12 protein-coding genes and 2 pseudogenes are annotated in these 17,585 nt (G+C 70.9%); 3 read left to right on the top strand and 11 right to left on the bottom strand.

The annotated features are described in order from the left end of the window. Position 1: 1 nt before the first annotated feature. Entirely contained in the window at positions 2 to 148 is a 147-nt protein-coding gene (locus E4O86_RS18120) for a DUF1674 domain-containing protein (protein ID WP_246206478.1), read from the top strand. Between the two features lie 68 nt (positions 149 to 216). Then, on the top strand, positions 217 to 666 hold the full coding sequence (gene trxC / locus E4O86_RS18115) for a thioredoxin TrxC (RefSeq protein WP_161141960.1): 450 nt from the start codon (positions 217 to 219) through the stop codon (positions 664 to 666). A 52-nt stretch (positions 667 to 718) separates the two neighbouring features. On the opposite strand, the gene E4O86_RS18110 is transcribed toward trxC, so the two are convergent. The 11 genes and pseudogenes from E4O86_RS18110 to E4O86_RS18065 form a co-directional block, all read right to left on the bottom strand. Beyond that, the gene (locus E4O86_RS18110; protein ID WP_343039188.1) at positions 719 to 5,548 is read right to left on the bottom strand and encodes an NAD-glutamate dehydrogenase; all 4,830 of its coding nucleotides are present in this window, start codon (positions 5,546 to 5,548) and stop codon (positions 719 to 721) included. 216 nt (positions 5,549 to 5,764) lie between these two features. Then, on the bottom strand, positions 5,765 to 6,862 hold the full coding sequence (locus E4O86_RS18105) for a hypothetical protein (protein WP_161141958.1): 1,098 nt from the start codon (positions 6,860 to 6,862) through the stop codon (positions 5,765 to 5,767). Positions 6,863 to 7,169: 307 nt separating this feature from the next. Continuing rightward, on the bottom strand, positions 7,170 to 7,373 hold the full coding sequence (locus E4O86_RS18100) for a hypothetical protein (protein ID WP_161141957.1): 204 nt from the start codon (positions 7,371 to 7,373) through the stop codon (positions 7,170 to 7,172). 104 nt (positions 7,374 to 7,477) lie between these two features. Next, a pseudogene (locus E4O86_RS24050) lies at positions 7,478 to 7,858 on the bottom strand (S24 family peptidase); the annotation flags it as partial. 68 nt (positions 7,859 to 7,926) lie between these two features. Then, positions 7,927 to 8,155 (bottom strand): annotated as a pseudogene (locus E4O86_RS24045) (helix-turn-helix domain-containing protein); the annotation flags it as partial. Positions 8,156 to 8,238: 83 nt separating this feature from the next. Further along, the gene (locus E4O86_RS18090) at positions 8,239 to 10,431 is read right to left on the bottom strand and encodes a 3-hydroxyacyl-CoA dehydrogenase NAD-binding domain-containing protein (protein WP_161141956.1); all 2,193 of its coding nucleotides are present in this window, start codon (positions 10,429 to 10,431) and stop codon (positions 8,239 to 8,241) included. A 34-nt stretch (positions 10,432 to 10,465) separates the two neighbouring features. Next, a complete protein-coding gene (locus E4O86_RS18085; protein WP_161141955.1) occupies positions 10,466 to 10,933 on the bottom strand; it encodes a cupin domain-containing protein in 468 nt (155 codons plus the stop codon). 2 nt (positions 10,934 to 10,935) lie between these two features. After that, positions 10,936 to 12,144 carry an acetyl-CoA C-acetyltransferase gene (locus tag E4O86_RS18080; RefSeq protein ID WP_161141954.1) on the bottom strand — a complete coding sequence of 403 codons (1,209 nt, stop codon included), beginning with the start codon at positions 12,142 to 12,144 and terminating at the stop codon, positions 10,936 to 10,938. Continuing rightward, positions 12,144 to 12,596, bottom strand: a complete 453-nt coding sequence (locus tag E4O86_RS18075; RefSeq protein WP_161141953.1) for a GFA family protein — start codon at positions 12,594 to 12,596, stop codon at positions 12,144 to 12,146. Before E4O86_RS18075 ends, E4O86_RS18080 begins: the two co-directional genes overlap by 1 nt. Next, positions 12,596 to 14,377 (bottom strand): acyl-CoA dehydrogenase C-terminal domain-containing protein, encoded by a 1,782-nt coding sequence (locus E4O86_RS18070; RefSeq protein WP_161141952.1) that lies wholly within the window; start codon positions 14,375 to 14,377, stop codon positions 12,596 to 12,598. The genes E4O86_RS18075 and E4O86_RS18070 overlap by 1 nt, the downstream gene beginning before the upstream one ends. 74 nt (positions 14,378 to 14,451) lie before the next feature. Beyond that, complete coding sequence (locus tag E4O86_RS18065; protein WP_161141951.1) at positions 14,452 to 14,847, bottom strand: MerR family transcriptional regulator; 396 nt, start codon at positions 14,845 to 14,847, stop codon at positions 14,452 to 14,454. A 255-nt stretch (positions 14,848 to 15,102) separates the two neighbouring features. Between E4O86_RS18065 and E4O86_RS18060 the strand changes: the two genes are divergently transcribed. Continuing rightward, positions 15,103 to 17,585 (top strand): coiled-coil domain-containing protein (locus tag E4O86_RS18060; RefSeq protein WP_161141950.1); only part of this gene is annotated, 2,483 nt, incomplete at its 3' end.

Here is a 17,585-nt window from a genome sequence, read left to right as displayed (position 1 = left end):
ACTGGCTGAGGCCGCCGAGCGGCGCCGGCTCGCGGAGGCGGCGGCCGCGGCCGCCCCGCCGAAGCCGGCCGAATTCGAGGGGCCGGCCGGTCCGGAGCCCGTCCGCTACGGCGACTGGGAGCGCAGCGGCCGCGCCTCGGACTTCTGACGCATCGGGGTGCGGCTGGCGGACGGCCCGGGCGCTTCCCAAATGTCAGCCGACGAAGAGGTGATCCGATGTCGGAAGTCGTGAACGTCGTCTGCCCGCATTGCGACGCGGTGAACCGGATCCCGCGCGTCCGGCTCGGCGGCACGGAGCGACCGGTCTGCGGCAGATGCCGCAAGGCGCTCTTCGACGGCCATCCCGTGGCGCTCGACGAGGAGGCGCGGTTCCGCCGCCACCTGGAGCGCACCGAGCTGCCGGTGCTCGTCGATTTCTGGGCGCCCTGGTGCGGGCCCTGCCGCATGATGGCGCCGGAATTCGAGGCCGCCGCGGGCGAGCTCGAGCCCCATGTCCGGCTCGCCAAGGTCGATACCGAGCGGGCGCAAGGCGTCGCTGCCGGGCTCGGCATACGCGGCATCCCCACGCTCATCCTGTTCCGCGGCGGCCGCGAGATCGCGCGCCGGAGCGGCGCGATGAACCGGCAGGGCATCGCCCGCTTCGCCGAGGCCAATCTGCGGACGTGAGCGGCATCCTCCCGGCCGCGCCGCTCGGCCGAACCTGTCCGGACGCAGCGCGTCAGGTCCCCGACGCCGCGCCCGGCTCGGCCTGCCCCGGCGCGCTTGCGATCTCGGCGACGAGGCTCGCCATCACCGTCGCCTTGGCGGCGCTCGGGCGGCCGTCGGCGATCATCGACCTCAGATGCGCGAGCGACTGCCCGACCTTCGGCCCGCGCGCCTGTTCCCAGCGGGCGAGATCGGCGGAAGGTCCTGCCGCGAGCACCTGCCGCGCCAGCGTCCGGTGCGCCCCGGCCAGCGTGTCGGCTGCCTGGTCGAGGGCGAGGCCCTCGTAATAGTCGCGCGCCTCGACGCCGGCGAGCATCGCCTCGACCTCGCCGAGCCCCAGATGGGCGGCGACGCCGTAATAGGCGCCGGCCGCCGCGGCGAGATCGCGGCCGGTGTCGCGGGCGACGAGCACGATATCGGAGGCGGCGGCGAGATGGGACAGCAGCGCGATCTCTGAGGAGAGATCGGCCGGGACGCCCCCCGCCGTGAAGCGTTCCGCCCACGATTTCAGGAGATTGGCGGGGGCGGGCGAGAGCAGCGGCGGGATCAGCGGGGCGAGGGCGGCAAGTGCGGTCTGGTAGTGCGCCACGACCTCGGCCAGGCCGGTGCTTCGATCGACGTGGCGGATGAACCAGACGATCCGCTCGACCGTGACGTCCTGCACGATCCGGTAGAGCTCGAGCTGGAGCGCGCCGGAGATGCAATTGTCGAGCGCGTCGATGCGGGCATGCAGCTCCTGCAGCCGGAAGGAATCGCGGGCTGCCGCGAAGCCGCGCGCGAGATCGGCCGCCGACGCGCCGATCCGGTCGCGCAGGCGCACGACGAGCGTCGGCCCGCCGCGATTGGCGATCGAGTTGGCGAGCTGGGTGGCGATGATCTCCCGGCGGAGCCGATGCCCGGCGATCTCCGCGGCGAAGTCCTGCCGCATCCGTTCCGGGAAATACCGGGAGAGTTCGCGGCCGAGATAGGGGTCGTCGGGCACGTCCGACCCGACCAGCTCGTTGAAGAGCTCGATCTTCGCATAGGCGAGGAGCGTTCCGATCTCGGCGCGGGTGAGCGGCTCGCGCGCGGCCCGGCGCTCCTCGATCGCGAGGGCGTCGGGGAGCGCCTCGACCGTCCGGTCGAGCACGCCCTCCGCCTCGAGCGAGGACATGAACCGCGCCTGGAAGGACAGGTTGTCCAGGCCGCGCGCGCTCTCGAGCGAGATCGCGAGCGTCTGCTGGTAATTGTTGCGCAGGACGAGGGCGGCGACCTCCGCCGTCATCGATTCCAGGAGGGCGTTGCGCGCCGGCATCGCGAGCCGGCCGGAGCGCACCGCCGGCGCCAGCGCGATCTTGATGTTCACCTCCAGATCGGAGGAGTTCACGCCGCCGGAATTGTCGATCGCGTCGGAATTGCAGCGCCCGCCCGAAAGCCCGTAGGCGATCCGCGCCCGCTGCGTCATGCCGAGATTGGCGCCCTCGCCCACCACCTTGGCGCGGAGCGCGTCGGCGGTGATGCGGATCGCGTCGTTCGCCTTGTCGCCGACGGCGGAATCGGGCTCGTCCGGTGCCCGCACATAGGTGCCGATGCCGCCGAACCAGAGCAGATCGACGGGCGCCTCCAGGATGGCCCGCATCACCGCCTGCGGCCGCTGGTGCGGGTTCGCGAAGCCGAGCAGGAGGGCTGCCTCGGGAGAGAGCTCGATCTCCTTCGCGCGGCGGGAATAGATGCCGCCGCCCTTCGACAGCACGGTCCGGTCGTAATCCTGCCAGCTCGACCGCGGCATCCCAAAGAGCCGCTCACGCTCCGCGAAGGAGGCGGCGCAATCCGGATCGGGATCGATGAAGATGTCGCGGTGGTCGAAGGCCGCGACGAGCCTGATCGCGCGCGAGAGCAGCATGCCGTTGCCGAACACGTCGCCCGACATGTCGCCGATGCCGGCCACCGTGAAGGGCTCGGCCTGGATGTCGACGTCCATTTCCCGGAAGTGCCGCTTCACGGCCTCCCAGGCGCCGCGCGCGGTTATTCCCATCGCCTTGTGATCGTATCCGGCCGAGCCGCCGGAGGCGAAGGCGTCGCCGAGCCAGAAATCGTGGCCGGCGGCGAGCCGGTTGGCGGTGTCCGAGAAGGTGGCCGTGCCCTTGTCGGCGGCGACGACGAGATAGGGGTCGTCGCCGTCGTGGCGGACGATCCCGGCGGGCGGCACGACCCGGCCGCCCTCGAGATTGTCGGTGAGCGCGAGGAGCCGGTCGATGAAGCTCACATAGGCGTCCTGCCCGGCCTGGAAGATCGCGTCCCGGCCGGCCCCGGAAGGAAGCCTGAGCGGCACGAAGCCGCCCTTGGCGCCGACCGGCACGATCACCGCGTTCTTCACCTGCTGGGCCTTGACGAGCCCGAGAACCTCGGTGCGGAAGTCCTGCGGCCGGTCGGACCAGCGGATGCCGCCGCGCGCGATCGGCCCGAACCGCATGTGGAGGCCGTCGACCTGGGGCGCGTGGACGAAGATCTCGCGGTAGGGCCGGGGCCGCGGCACGAACGGCAGCTGGTGCGGCGCGACCTTGAAGCTGATCGGCCCCGGCGGGCTGCCGGCCGCGTCGCGCACGAAGAAGTCGGTGCGAAGCGTCGCCCGGATCACCTGCGCATAGCCGCGCAGGATGGTGTCCTCGTCGATGCCGGTAATGGTGTCGAGCGCCGCGTCGAGGGCCTTCTCGGCCGCCGCCTCCGCGCCCTCGCGGTCGCCGATCCCCGGATCGAAGCGCGCCGCGAAGCGCCTGACGAGGAGCGCCGCGATATCGGCCCGGGCGGCGAGCGTGGTCCAGAGATAGTCGATGGAATAGGGCAGCTCGGTCTGGCGGAGATAGCGGCCGATCCCCCGCAGGAGCGCGGCCTCCCGCCAGTCGAGCCCGGCGGCGAGCACCAGCCGGTTGAAGCCGTCATTGTCGGCCCGGTCGGCCCAGACCGCGAGCACGGCCTCGCGGAGCCGCTCCGCCGCCGCGTCCGGAACGGGCGTCCCGTCGTCGCGCGCGAGCATCATGTCGTGGAGGTAGACCGGCTCGCTTCCCTCCGGCGTCAGCCGATAGGTCCGTTCGTCGATGACCGAGAAGCCCAAGTTCTCCAGGAGCGGCACGCGGCGGGAGAGCGGCACCGGGCTGCCGCGATGGTGGAGGCGCAGCCGGATCCGGTTCTCCGCGTCAGCGGGATCGCTCCGGAAGCGCCCGCTGATCGCCGTCTCGCCGCGCAGGTCCTCCAGCACCGCGATGTCGGAGACCGCCTGCGCGGCCGAATAGGAGGCCCGGTAGCCGCCGCCGAACGCGCGCCCGTAGAGCGCGAGGAGCCGCGCCGCCTCGTCGGGCGGATAGGCCGCCTCGAGCGCCTCGGCGAGATCGTCCTCGAAGGTCCGCACGATCGCTTCGATCGCCGCTTCCACCTCGAGCCGGTCCGGCACCGGCTGCCCGGTCTTCTCGAGGCCGACAATGTACTGCACGCGGGCGAGGCCGAGTTCCGGGAAGGCGGGAAAGGCGGCCGAGATGTGGCCGCCGTAGAGCTCCGCCACGGCAGCCCCGACGCGGGTCCTGATATCGGAGGAATAGCGGTCGCGCGGGACGTAGACGAGAACCGAGACGAACCGCTCGAAGCGGTCCCGCCGCTCGATGACGCGGATGCGCGGGCGCTCGTGGAGCTCCAGCACCGTCATCGCCGACCTGTAGAGCGTCTCCGTGTCGGCCTGGAACAATTCGGTGCGCGGATAGCTTTCGAGGATGTTGAGGAGCGCCTTGCCGGAATGGCTCACCGGGTCGAACCCGGCATGCTGGAGGATGTTCTCGGTCTTGCGCCTGAGGATCGGGATGCGTTCGACCGATTGCGTGAAGGCCGACGAGGTGAAGAGCCCGACGATGCGCAGCTCGCCGACGACGCGCTCGCGGTCCTCGAACAGCTTCACGCCGACATAGTCCATGTAGTCCCGGCGGTGGACGCGGGACTTCACGTTCGCCTTGGTGATGATCAGGGGCTCCGGCGCGGACAGGAACTCCCGGATCTCGGGGGTCATGGTGACGAGCTCGGCGCCGCGTCTCAGCACGCGCACGCCCGGGTCCCGGAGAAGGCCGAGCCCGCCCTCCGTGTCGGCCTCGGCGGCTTCCGAGCCGATCGCCCCGTAGGCGTATCTGCGCATCCCGAGAAAGGTGAAATTGTCGTCCTCGAGCCATTCGAGGAAGGCGATCGCCTCCTCGATCTCCGCTTCCGGCAGCGCCGGCGGATCGACACGGAACTCGAGGATCGCGTTGCGCAGCCGCTCCCGCATGGCCCGCCAGTCGTCGGTCGCGAGGTGGACCTCGACGAGGAGCGACCTGAGGCGTTCGAGGAGAGCCGCCCGCGCCTCCTCCGAACGGATCAGGCCGACATGGAGATGGATGAAGCTCTCGCGCGGGAGGTGGGAAACCACGCCGCGCCGGCTGGCGCTGTATTGCTGGAGCCGGCCCTCGCCGTCCCGGGTGACCTCGAAGACGGGATGCAGAACGAGCTCGACCGCGTGCCCCGCGGCCTGGATCTCGCCGATCACCGAATCGAAGATGAAGGGCCGGTCGGTGGTCAGGATCTCGATCGCGGTCTGCCGCGCCGCGCCGCCGGCTGCGGGCGGCACGTCCGCGATGCGGAGCGCGGTCCGCTCGGTCCGCACCGCGAAGAAATCGAGCGCCCGGCGCGCGATCTCGGCGAGCTGGCCCGGTTCGTATGCGGCGAGATCCTCCGCGGCACCGTTGCGGAAGAGCTCCCGTGCGAAGCGGGCGGGAGCCTGTTCCGTCGCCAGAAGCGCCTCGACCTCTTCAAGCCGCCACGTCCTCTCGGCCTCGAAGTGATCGGGCACGGCTGTTCTCCGGCTAGCTTCTGGGCTGATGCTCTCAGGCACTTGCGCCGACAACATGACGCGAGGGCAGTGACAATGGCGCGAAGGCGGCGGGAAGGAAACCCCGGACGGGGTCCGCCGCAATGCGAGCGCCGGCCCGCCGGCCGCAATGCCGTGCGGCGGATGTTCGCGGAGGGGAGGAGAGGCGCCGAAGCGCCTCTCCGTGCCGGAGCGCGGTCAGAGCCCCGGGAAGTACGGATGCCAGGTGTCCGCCCACCAGGACAGGCTGTCCGAGCTCTCCTCGACGCTCGAACCGAACTGCGTCGCATCCCAGACGGCGCCGAGCTGGCCCGGATCGCCGCCGGCGGCACCCCAGGCCGACCAGCTCCACGTGCCCCACCAGACCTCGAAGCCGTACTGCCAGTAATGGCCGTCGCTCCACGCCGGGTTGCTCCACGCCGCATGCTGCAGGCCGTCGTAGGCCCAGTAATAGGCGTAGTACGCCCAGCCGCCCCAGCTGTCGGTGTGGTCGATGGTGTAGGCGCTGTCGGAGTAGGACCAGCCGCCTTCGACCCAGGACCAGGTGATCCAGCCCTCGCCCACCCAGGAATGGCTCCACCACCAGCTGCCGACGCCGGCCCAGTACCAGTCCTCGGTATACTCGCTCGTCCACCAGCCATAGGTCCAGCCGACGAACCAGCCGTCCGAATTGTAGTAGAGGCCGTATTCCCAGGTGAAGTTCCAGCCGTAGTTCCAGCCGTAGTGCCACCCGTACTGCCAGCCGCCGGACCAGTACCAGCCGACGCCGCCGCCGACATACCAGCCGTAGTCCCAGCCGCCGTCCCAGCCCCAGTACCAGGCTTCCTCGTTGCTCCAGCCGTAGATCCAGCCCCAATGGTAGACGGTCGCCTCGATGCTGTAGCCTTCGGCCGCCCACCAGGAGCCGAACTCGAAGCCCCAGGCGGTGAGCATGCCCCAGTTCGTCGTCCAGGCCGAATCCCAGCTGGTGTAGGCCCAGCCCCAGACCGATCCGCCGTAAGCGCCCCAGCCGCCGCCCGCTGCCCAGTAGTCGATCGTGGCATAATACCAGCCATAGGCGCCGAACTGCCACCCGCCGGACCAGTACCAGCCGTAGTTCCAGCCATAGAGCCAGCCGGACCAGGTGAACGACCAGTCGTACTGGTAGCTCCCCCACCAGCCCCACCACGAGGTGAACCAGCCGCTCTCCCAGCCGGTTCCGGAAACAACATTCTCGTCCTGCCCCTCCCAATCGAAGGAGCTGGGGACATAGGTCCAGGATCCACCCCAACCCGGAGGATCGAATACATAGGCCATTCTGATTTCCTCCCGTTTCCGGCGACGCGCTCCCAGTCGGCGGCCGCTTGGACCGAACCGTCGCTCGCCGATCGCCGCGGCGCGTCTTCTTGAGAGCTAAAGCCATGTGGCCGGATGGCAACAAAGAGCCCGGCTCGCCGGGCGGCCCCTGCCAAGTCGTTGTAGCCAAATGGATTTCAGGCGTGCCTCGGAGGCGTGTAGTGCCACGCCGGGCGCAGCGGCGCCCGTCGGGAGACCGGCCGCGCGGCCAGGCTCGATGGGAAAAGGAGGGCTTCCAGGCGCCGGACCCGCGGCGCCCGGGCCGGCATCACGCGCCGGTTGCCCTCATCGAGCGCGCGAACTCCACGTTCGCCTTCAGTCCGGCCGCGCGCAATTCCCGCTCGACGGCCTCCTGGCGGGGGCCGTAGATGAGAGCGATCCGGTGCGCCTCGCGCTCGATGTCGAGCGGCGCGCCGCTTTCGATCGCGGCTGCGACGGACTCGCGGATCGCCGTAAGCGGGATCTCGGCCATGCGCACCTCTGTGCCGGTAGCCGGAATTCCGGCGTCGGCCATAAAGCCGGCTCCGCCGGAAAGGTTCCCGCAGACGGTACGCGATCGTCCAAATCGTCCCGCCGCTACTGGCTCGCCCAGAGGATCCGCGCGATCCAGGCCACGTCCCTGAGCGGCACGGTGCGGGACGGGTGCTCCGGATTGAGGGATTCGAGCTCGATCACCCGCGTCGTCTTCCGCTTCAGGACCTTCGCCATCACCTCCCCTTCGGCGGTGCGCACGACGACGCGGTCGCCGCTGCGGATCTCGGCCGTCGGCGACACGATGATGGTGTCGCCGTCCCGGTAGACCGGCAGCATGGAATCGCCGGTGACGGAGAGCGCATAGGCGCTCTCGTCCCGGACCGCGGGGAACGGAACCTCGTCCCAGCCCTGGCCGGCCGGGTAGCCGCCATCGTCGAAGAAGCCGCCGGCGCCGGCGCGGGCGAAGCCCAGGAGCGGAAGCGGCCGTGCCTCCGGCGGCGGCCGGCGGGGCTCGAACGCGGCGCCCTTCGTGGCGCCCTGCGCGGCGAACCGGCCGGCGACGAGACGCATGAGGTCGTCGAGGCTGGCGCCGGTCGCCTCCAGGATCTTGGCGATCGATTCCGTCGAGGGCCAGCGCGGACGCCCGTCCGCGCCGAGCCGCTTGGAGCGGTTGAAGGCGGTCGGGTCGAGCCCGGCCTTCCGCGCGAGACCGGACGCCGACAGGCCGTGCTCGGCGGCGAGCGCGTCGATCGCCCGCCACACGGATTCGTGCGTCCAGATCGGCGCGTTCATGGGCAGCCTCCGTGGGAGGTAGGGTTACAGGAAAATAGTCCTTTCAACCAGCACGTTCCGGTAGAAACGGCTTACACGGCGGGCGCGAAGCGGCCGTAGAAGGTCTCGCCCGAGGCGGCCATGCCGCGCAGCAGCGGGTTCGGCCGGAAGCGCTCGCCGAACCGGTCCGCGAGCGCGTCGCACATGTCCACGAAGGCGGCGGCGCCGATGCCGTCGATGTAGGAGAGCGTGCCCCCGGTGAACGGTGCGAAGCCGAAGCCGAGGATGGAGCCGACATCGGCCTCGCGCGGATCGGTCACGACCCCCTCCTCGAAGGTGCGCGCGGCCTCCAGCGCCTGGGTGGCGAGGAGGCGCCGCTTCAGCTCGCCGATCGGGAAGGCGTCCCCGGACCGCGGCGCCACGATCTCGGCGAGGCCCGGCCAGAGCCGCTTCTCGCGGCCGTCATAATCGTAGAAGCCCCTGCCGTTCTTGCGGCCGAGGCGCTCGCGCCGGACCACGAGCTCCTCGAGAAGGCGCTCCTGGGCGGGATCGATCGCGGCGGGGCCGAGATCCGCCTTGGCGGCCTGCAGGATCTTCCAGGCGAGATCGAGCGCCACCTCGTCGTTGAGCGCGAGCGGGCCGACCGGCATGCCGGCCATGCGGCCGGCATTCTCGATCATCGCGGCCGGAACGCCTTCCGTCAGCATCAGATGGCCCTCGAGGAGATAGGCCATCACGCAGCGATTGGCGTAGAAGCCGCGCGAATCGTTGACGACGATCGGCGTCTTCCGGATCGCGCGGACGTAATCCATCGCCGTCGCGAGCGCGCGCGCGCCCGTCTCCCTGCCGAGGATCACCTCGACGAGCATCATCCGGTCCACCGGGGAGAAGAAGTGGATGCCGATGAAATCGGCCGGCCGTCCGGCGCCGGCGGCGAGCGAGGTGATCGGGAGCGTGGAGGTGTTGGAGGCGAAGACGGTGCCGGCGCCGAGATGGGGCGCGGCCTGCCGCATGACCTCGGCCTTCACCGCGCGGTCCTCGAACACCGCCTCGACGACGAGGTCGCAGCCGGCGAGATCGGCGTAGTCCGCCGAAGCGGCGATCCGGGCAAGCGTCGCGTCCTTCTCCGACGCGGTGGCGCGGCCGCGCCGGACGGCCTTGTCGAGGAGGTCGGCGGAATGCGCCTTGCCCTTCTCCGCGGTGGCGCGGTCGCGGTCGAGGAGCACGACCTCGATCCCGGCCTGGGCGGTGGCGTGGGCGATGCCGGCGCCCATGAAGCCCGCGCCGATGATGCCGACGCGCCGCGGCTCGGATTTCGGCACGGAGGCGGGCCGGCGCGCGCCCTTGTTGAGCGCCTGCAGCGAGACGAAGAGCGAGCGGATCATCGCCTCCGCCTCCTTGGTCTGGAGGACGTGCGCGAAGTACCGGCTCTCGACCCGCAGCGCGAGGTCCATCGGGAGCTGGAGACCCTCGAAGACGGACTGGAGGAGCGCGCGCGCGGCGGGATAATTGTCGAAGGTCTCCTTGCGGTAGAGCGCGTTGGCGGCCGGCCAGACCTGGAACCCCGCCGGGGAGAAGGGGTTCGCCGCGCCCTTCGGCCGGTAGCCCTTCGCGTCCCACGGCTTCACCGGATCGAGCCCGGCCGCGATCATCGCCCGCGCCGCTTCGAGGAGCCCGGCGCGCGGCACGACGCGGTCGGCAAGGCCCATCGCCAGCGCCCTGCCGGGGTCGAGCGTCTCGCCCTTCAGAAGCATCTGCAGCCCGGCCTGGGGATCGGCCATCCGCATCACGCGCTGGGTGCCGCCGGCGCCGGGAAAGATGCCGATCTTCACTTCCGGCAGGCCGATCCGGGTGGCGCGGTCGTCGGAGAGCACGCGGGCATGCGCGGCGAGGGCGAGCTCGGTCGCGCCGCCCATCGAGACCCCGTGGATCGCGGCGACGAACGGCTTGCCGCAGGTCTCGAGCCGCCGGAAAAGCCGCGACATCCGGGACGATTCCGCCAGGAGCTCGCGCCGCGCCCCGTCCGGATCGCCGGCCGCCTTCGCTCTGTAGGCGTGGAAGAGCCGGTGGATCATGGTGATGTCGGCGCCGCCGGAGAAGGCGTCCTTGCCGGAGGCGATCACGGCGCCCCGGATATCGGGGTCGCCGGCGACGCGCTCCACGATCGCCTCGAGCTCGTCCATCACCTCCATGGTGAAGACGTTCATCGAGCGGTCGGGCATGTCCCAGGTGACGACGGCGATGCCGTCCTCGCCGGTCTCGAAGCGGAAATCGGCGTAGCTCATCTCTCTCCTCCCGGCCGTTTCGCGCATGAGCGGCTCAGCGCGGCGGGTAGGGCGTGCCGTCGCGGCGGACGAAGCGGCCGACGCCCCCTTCGGGCACGCACTTCATGTCGATGTCGGTATATTCGATGCAGTCGGCCGGGTCGCGCGTGCCGATCTCGAGGAAGTGCGCGTCGCGCCCCGTGCGGTTCACGAGACGGTGGCCGTTCGCGACGCCGGCCCTGAAGGCGGCGGCGTCGCCGGCCCTGAGCACCGTCTCGCCGCCGTCCTCGATCAGCACGACCTCGCCATCGACCACGTAGACGAACTCGTCCTCCCGAGCGTGCCAGTGCCGCTGCGAGGAGGCCGAGCCCGGCTCGAGACGGCAGAGATTGACGCCGAACTGGTCGAGCCCGCCGGCATCGCCGAGCGGCCGCCGGAACCGGCCCCTGGCGATCTCGTGGAAGGGGGCGGGATAGCCGCAGGAATTCTGCTCGGCGGTGGCCGCGATGTCGATCTTCGGCATGGTCACACCCTCTCGATGATGGTTGCGGTGCCCATGCCGGCGCCGATGCAGAGCGTGACGAGGGCGGTGGAGAGGTCGCGGCGCTCCAGCTCGTCGAGGACGGTGCCGAGGATCATCGCGCCGGTCGCGCCGAGCGGATGGCCCATCGCAATGGCGCCGCCATTGACGTTCACCCGGCCGGGGTCGAGGTCGAGCGCCTGGACGGCGCGGAGCACGACGGCGGCGAAGGCCTCGTTGATCTCGAAGAGGTCGATGTCGGAGAGCGCCATGCCGGAGCGGCGCAGCACCTTGCGCGTCACCTCGATCGGGCCGGTCAGCATCAGAGCGGGGTCGGAGCCGATATTGGCGAAGGCGCGGATGCGGGCGCGCGGCTTCAGCCCGGCCGCCCGGCCGCCCGCCTCGTTGCCGACGAGCACGGCGGCGGCGCCGTCCACGATGCCGGAGGAATTGCCGGCGTGGTGGACGTGCTTCACCCGCTCCAGGTCGGGGTGCGCCTGGATGGCGACCGCGTCGAAGCCGCCCATCGCGCCGATCATCTCGAAGGACGGGTTGAGGGCGGCGAGCGACTGCATGTCGGTCGCCGGCCGCGGATGCTCGTCGCGGTCGAGGATGGTGAGCCCGTTGACGTCCTTCACCGGCACGACCGACCGCGCGAAGCGGCCTTCGCGCCAGGCTTCCGCCGTGCGCTTCTGGCTCTCGACCGCATAGGCGTCGCAATCGTCGCGCGTGAAGCCGTATTTCGTGGCGATGAGGTCGGCGGAGATGCCCTGCGGCATGAAATAGGCCGGCACCGCCACCTCCGGATCGACGGGCCAGGCGCCGCCCGAGGCGCCGATGCCGACGCGCGACATGGATTCCACGCCGCCGGCGGCGACGAGATCGTGCTGGCCCGAGATCACCTGCGCCGCGCCCATGTTCACGGCGTCGAGGCCGGAGGCGCAGAAGCGGTTGATCTGCATGCCCGGCACGCCCTCGCCGTAGCCCGCGACGAAGACCGCCGCGCGCGCGACGTTGCCGCCGGCCTCGCCGACCGGATCGACGCAGCCGAGGATCACGTCGTCGACGAGCGCCGTGTCGAGCCCGTTCCGCTCCCGGATCGCCGTCAGCGCGGTCGCGGCGAGCCTGACCGTCGGCACCTCGTGGAGCGCCCCGTCCGGCTTGCCGCGGCCGCGCGGCGTGCGCACGTGATCGTAGATGAAGGCCTCGGTCATCAGGACCTCCCGGGTTCGTACTGGTTGCTGACCATCTCTGCGAGATCGCCGCCGAAGGACTTGTCGGTCGCCTTGCCCGGCAGCGCCAGGGCGGCGTCGAGCCAGGCGAGCCGGCTTTCGACCCCCATCTGCGCCCGCGGCGCGATCGCATTCGGGTCGTCGAGGCTCGCGAGCGTGACGCTGACCGTGCCGTGCGGCCGGAACTGGTAGGTGAGCGTCGTTCCGCAGGCCGGACAGAAGCCGCGATCGACGAGATTGGAGCTGCGGAAGAGCTGCGGGGCGCCGCGGTCCCAGCGCACGTCCTCGGCGCGGAACTGCGCGAAGGCGACGAACGGCGCGCCGGAGGAGCGCTGGCACATCCGGCAATGGCAGATGTCGGCGGTGCGGTGCGGGGCGAGCAGCGTGTAGCGGATCGCCCCGCACTGGCAGCCGCCGGTCAGCATCTCGGCCATCAGAACGCCTCCTCCGGTACCGCCATCACCGCATCGGCGCCGGCGGTGATGCGGGCGAGCCTGAGCGCCGTCTCCGGCATCGCCCGCTCCATGAAGAAGCGGCCGAGCAGGTGCTTTCCGGCGCGGAGCCCGTCCGGCTCCGCGGCGTTCGCCGCCGCCTTCATCATCCGCCCCCACATATAGCCGAGCGCGACGAGGCCGAAGAGGTGCATGTAGTCGGTGGCGCCGGCGCCGGCATTGTCGGGCCTGGCCATCGCGTTCTGCATGAACCACATGGTCGCCTTCCTGAGATCGTCGAGCCCTGCGGCGAGCGGCCCCAGACAGGGCGCGAGATCCGGCGCGCCGGCATTCTCCTTGAGGAAGGCCTCGACCTCGCCGAAGAAGGCGAGCACGGCGCGGCCGCCGTCCTTGGGAAGCTTCCGGCCGACGAGATCGAGCGCCTGGATGCCGTTGGTGCCTTCGTAGATCATGGCGATCCGGGCGTCGCGCACGAACTGCTCCATGCCCCATTCGGCAATGTAGCCGTGGCCGCCGAGCACCTGCTGCGCGAGCACCGTGTTCTCGAAGCCCCTGTCGGTGAGGACCCCCTTCAGGACCGGCGTGAGGAGCCCGAGCCGATCGTCTGCGGCCGCCCTGTCGGCGTCCTCGCCGCTCCGGTGCGCGACGTCGGCCTGGAGCGCCGTCCAGACGACGAGGGCGCGCGCCGCCTCGTTGAAGCTCCTGATCGTGAGAAGGATCCGGCGCACGTCGGGGTGGACGATGATCGGATCGGCATTCCGGTCCGCGTGCCTGGCGCCGGCGAGCGCCCGGCCCTGCAGGCGCTCGCGCGCATAGGCGGCGGCGTTCTGGTAGGCGACCTCCGACATTGCGAGGCCCTGGACGGCGACGCCGAGCCGCGCCTCGTTCATCATGGTGAACATCGCGCGGAGGCCCTTGTTCGCCTCGCCGACGAGCCAGCCCTTCGCCGCGTCGTAGTTCATGACGCAGGTCGAATTGCCGTGAATGCCCATCTTCTGCTCGATCGCGCCGCAGGAGACGCCGTTCGCCGGGCCCGCCGTGCCGTCCGGTTCCGGCAGCCGCTTCGGCACGACGAAGAGCGAGAGGCCGGCGACGCCCTCCGGTGCGCCCTCGATCCGCGCCAGCACGAGATGGACGATGTTCTCCGCGAGGTCGTGCTCGCCGGAGGAGATGAAGATCTTCTGTCCGCTCAGCCTGTACGCCCCGTCGCCGGCGGGAACGGCGCGCGTCCTGATGAGGCCGAGATCGGTTCCGCATTGCGGCTCGGTCAGGTTCATCGTGCCGGCCCAGCGCCCGGAGATCAGCGGCGGCAGATAGATCGCCTTCTGCTCCGGGCTCGCATGCAGGGTGAGCGCGGCGATCGCACCCTGGATCAGGCCCGGATACATGCTCCAGGCCATGTTCGCCGAGGTCGTGAACTCGTTGAGGATTGCGCTCAGCGTGTAGGGCAGGCCCTGGCCGCCATGGGCGGGATCGGAGGACAGCCCGACCCAGCCCGCCGCCGCATAATCGGCATAGGCCTGCCTGAACCCCGCCGGGGTCGTCACACGCCCGTCGTCATGGCGGGTGCAGCCTTCCCGGTCGCCGGTGCGGTTGAGCGGCTGCAGCACCTCCTCGCTGAAGCGGCCGCCTTCCGAGAGGATCGATTCGACGACGTCGAGCGGGGCGTCGGCGAAGCCCGGCAGGTTCGCGTGGCGCTCCCAGCCGAACACGTCCTTCAGGAGGAACATCACGTCCGCGACGGGGGCTCGGTAGCTCGGCATGGCCGCTCCGCATGACCTTGACGTAAACGTAATTTCCTATAGGGCGGGCCGGTGGTGCCGGCAAGCCGGCCGGCCTACCCGGCCGCCTCGCGCGCCTCCGCCTCGCGGTCGCGCAGCATGCCGTCCACGACCGCGAGCGTCCGGCTCAGCTCCTCGATCGCCCGTTCGATTTCGCTCTTCTGCTGCTTCAGCACCTCGATCTGGCGGGTGAACTTGTCGAGCGCGACCTTGAGCTGGACCGCCTGGCCGTCCTTCAGGTCGTAGAGATCGAGCATCTCCTTGATCTCGGTCAGCGAGAACCCGACCTTCTTTCCCATCAGCACCAGCTTCAGCCGCGCGCGGTCACGCCGGCTGTAGATCCGGTGCGGCCCCTGCCGCTTCGGATTGAGGAGCTGCTTGTCCTCGTAGAAGCGCAATGTGCGCAGCGAAACGCCGAACTCGCGCGAGAGATCACCGATCGTGAAGGCCATCAGCGCCCGGATGTGGAAAGGGGCCGCCGGAGGCCCTGGAAGCTGCAGGCTAGGTTACGTTGACGTAAGTGTCAACGCAGGCGGCTGGCGCGCAAGGCCGGGGCCCCCGCTCGCCGGGAAATGCGGTTTTCGAGCGGCCGCGTTAACCCGATTTTTACCATGCCGGTCATCATCTTCGGCTCAGGGCGGAGTCGGTTGTATCGGCATTTTGTGGGCTTCGCAGCAGCTGCGGCAAGAGCCGGGTAAGGAGATCCGATGAACGCCCGCCAGACCTGGAACCTCCGAAAGGATCGGCCATCGACCGAATCTCGGACGGATTGGGGCCGCGAGGCGGATCAGCTCAAAGGCAGCGCCTATGCGGCGCGACTGGATTCCATTGCCCGCGCCGGCGAGACCCGCGCGCCCGAAAATTCGGCGCGCGAGCGCGTGTCCCAGCGGCTCGAATCGGGCCTGCGCGGCTTCTCCGCCGCCGATCTGGAGCGCGCCGTCGAGCGGCTGGCGCGCGACATCGAGCAGATCGAGCAGGCGCCGGCCCGCACGGCGCGGCCGGAGTCGCTCCAGGAGGACATCGCACGCGCTCCCGGGCGGAGCGGCATGTCGAGCACGCTCGAGCGCCTCGAGGCGCGGCTCGACGCGCTCGGAGAACGGCTGGAACGCCGCGCCGTCCGCCCCGAGCCGCGCCAGGTCGCGCCGGAGCCCGACCGCGAATCGCTCCGCTCCATCGAGGGGCTGGCGGACCGCATCGACCGCATCCAGGAAATGCTGACCGCCAGGCAGCCCGACCAGTTCGGCGAAGAGATCGAGGATCTCGGCCGGACGCTGGAGGCCGTCGCCCGCGACGGCCGCGGCATGTCGGAAGGGCTCGCCGAGATGCGGGACCGCATCGCGGGTCTCGAGGAGGCGCTGCGGGCCGGGCGCATCGGAGCCGAGGCGGCGCCAGAAGCGGCCGCCGACCTCAAGCACCGCCTCGACCAGCTCTCCGCGCGCATTTCCGCCCTCGCCGAGACCGTGCCCGCGCGCGACACGGTAGAGCAGGGCTACGCCGCGCTCATCGACCGGCTCGACCGGATGGAGGCCGCGGCCGGCGAGCGCGCCCCGGACGGGGCGATCGCCGAGCGGATCGACCTCGTCCGCCAGGAGGTCCGGTCGCTGCCTTCGCACGACCAGATCGCCAAGCTCGAGGAGGGCCTGCTCGATCTTGCCGACCGCCTCGACAACATGGTCGACCGGATCGACCGCAAGCCGTTCGGCCGGCTGGAATCCCAGATCGAGCAGATCGCGACGCAGCTCGCCGACCTCCGGAAGAGCCGCGCCGGCGGGACCGTTGAGATCCAGGCGAGCCTCGATGCCATCGCGCGCCGGATGGACGCCATGCAGGAGCGCCTGGCGACCGACCAGTTCGCGCGGCTGGAAGAGCGCTTCGCCGAGCTCGCGGGCAGCGCGCGCCAGGATTTCGCGGCGACCAGCCGCACCACGCTCGACCGGCTCGAGCGGCAGCTCGCCGCGCTCGGCAGCGTCATCGAGCAGCACGAGCGCAGCAATTCCGAGCGCCTCTTCGCCGATCTCGACCGCCGCTTCGAGGGGCTCGACCGCGCCATCGAGCGGATGGAGGCGGGCGGCTCGGCCGCGGGGCTGGAGAATGTCGAGCGCAAGCTCGACCTGCTGCAGGGCCTGCTCGGCGAGCAGGGCCGGCAGCTGCCGCCGGCGCAGACCGACCAGATCGACCGCCGGCTGGAGCAGATCCAGGCGAAGCTTGCGAATTCGCGCGCCGACGAGCGGATCGGGCGGCAGCTCGAGCCGGTGCTCCAGGGCATTGAGGAGATCGCCCGCCGGCTCGACCAGGCGATGCTGCCGGAGCTCGGCCCGCTCGCCGAGCGGATCGAGGCGCTCGACGCGCGCATCGCGCTCCTCGCCGAGCGCGACCGGAGCGCACCGGAAAGCCTGAAGGTCGACCTCGACGGCATTACCGGCCGGCTGGAGGCTCTCGCGGTGCAGCGGCCCGCCGACGCGGAGCGCTTCGAGCGCGTTGTCGCCAAACTCGAGGAGGCGCTCGCCCAGGACCGCCTCGCGGAGCGCTTCGACGCGCTGGAGGCGAAGATCGAATCGCTCGGCGGGGCGCTCGACCGGGCCGGCCGCTCCGACAGCGAGGACGACATGGCGGACCTGCGCTCCGACATCGCCGCGCTCCGTCGCGAGCTGCGGTCGATGCCGGTCGCGGGCCAGGGCGACGATCTCGGCGCGGTGCTGCGCACGCTTGCGGAGAAGGTCGAGGAGATCGGCCGGCGGAGCCCCGTCACCGCCGGCGACCTCGATCGCCAGGTCGAGCGCATCCTCGCGATGATCGATGCCGCCGAGCGCGGCGACAGGCCGGAGCTCGGCGCCCTGGAGCGCCAGCTCCGCGCGATCCAGGAGCGGCTTGAGCGCGGCGGCGCGCCGGACCTCCTCGGCGGCGTCCACGAGCTTCCGCCCGACCGCGACGCCGAGACCGTGCAGGCGCTCGCCCGCAACATCAGCGCGGATATCGGCGCGCTCAGGAACTCGCGCGAGCTGACGGATGCGGCCGACCGCGAATCGCTCGAAGCCGTCCAGGAGACGCTCGAGGCGGTGATGAAGCGGATGGCGTTCCTCGAGCGCGACGCCAAGGCCGCGACCGCCGAGCCGCGCGCGCCGGCGGGGCGGATCGCGCCGGACGTCCCGGTGCGGCCGGAGGCGGCCGCGAAGCCCGCTTCGGCTTCCGC

Source organism: Propylenella binzhouense (genome assembly GCF_009866965.1).
Taxonomy (GTDB): domain Bacteria; phylum Pseudomonadota; class Alphaproteobacteria; order Rhizobiales; family Afifellaceae; genus Propylenella; species Propylenella binzhouense.
The sequence above is the reverse complement of the archived record's forward strand: the minus strand, read 5'-3'. Positions and strand labels throughout refer to the sequence as shown.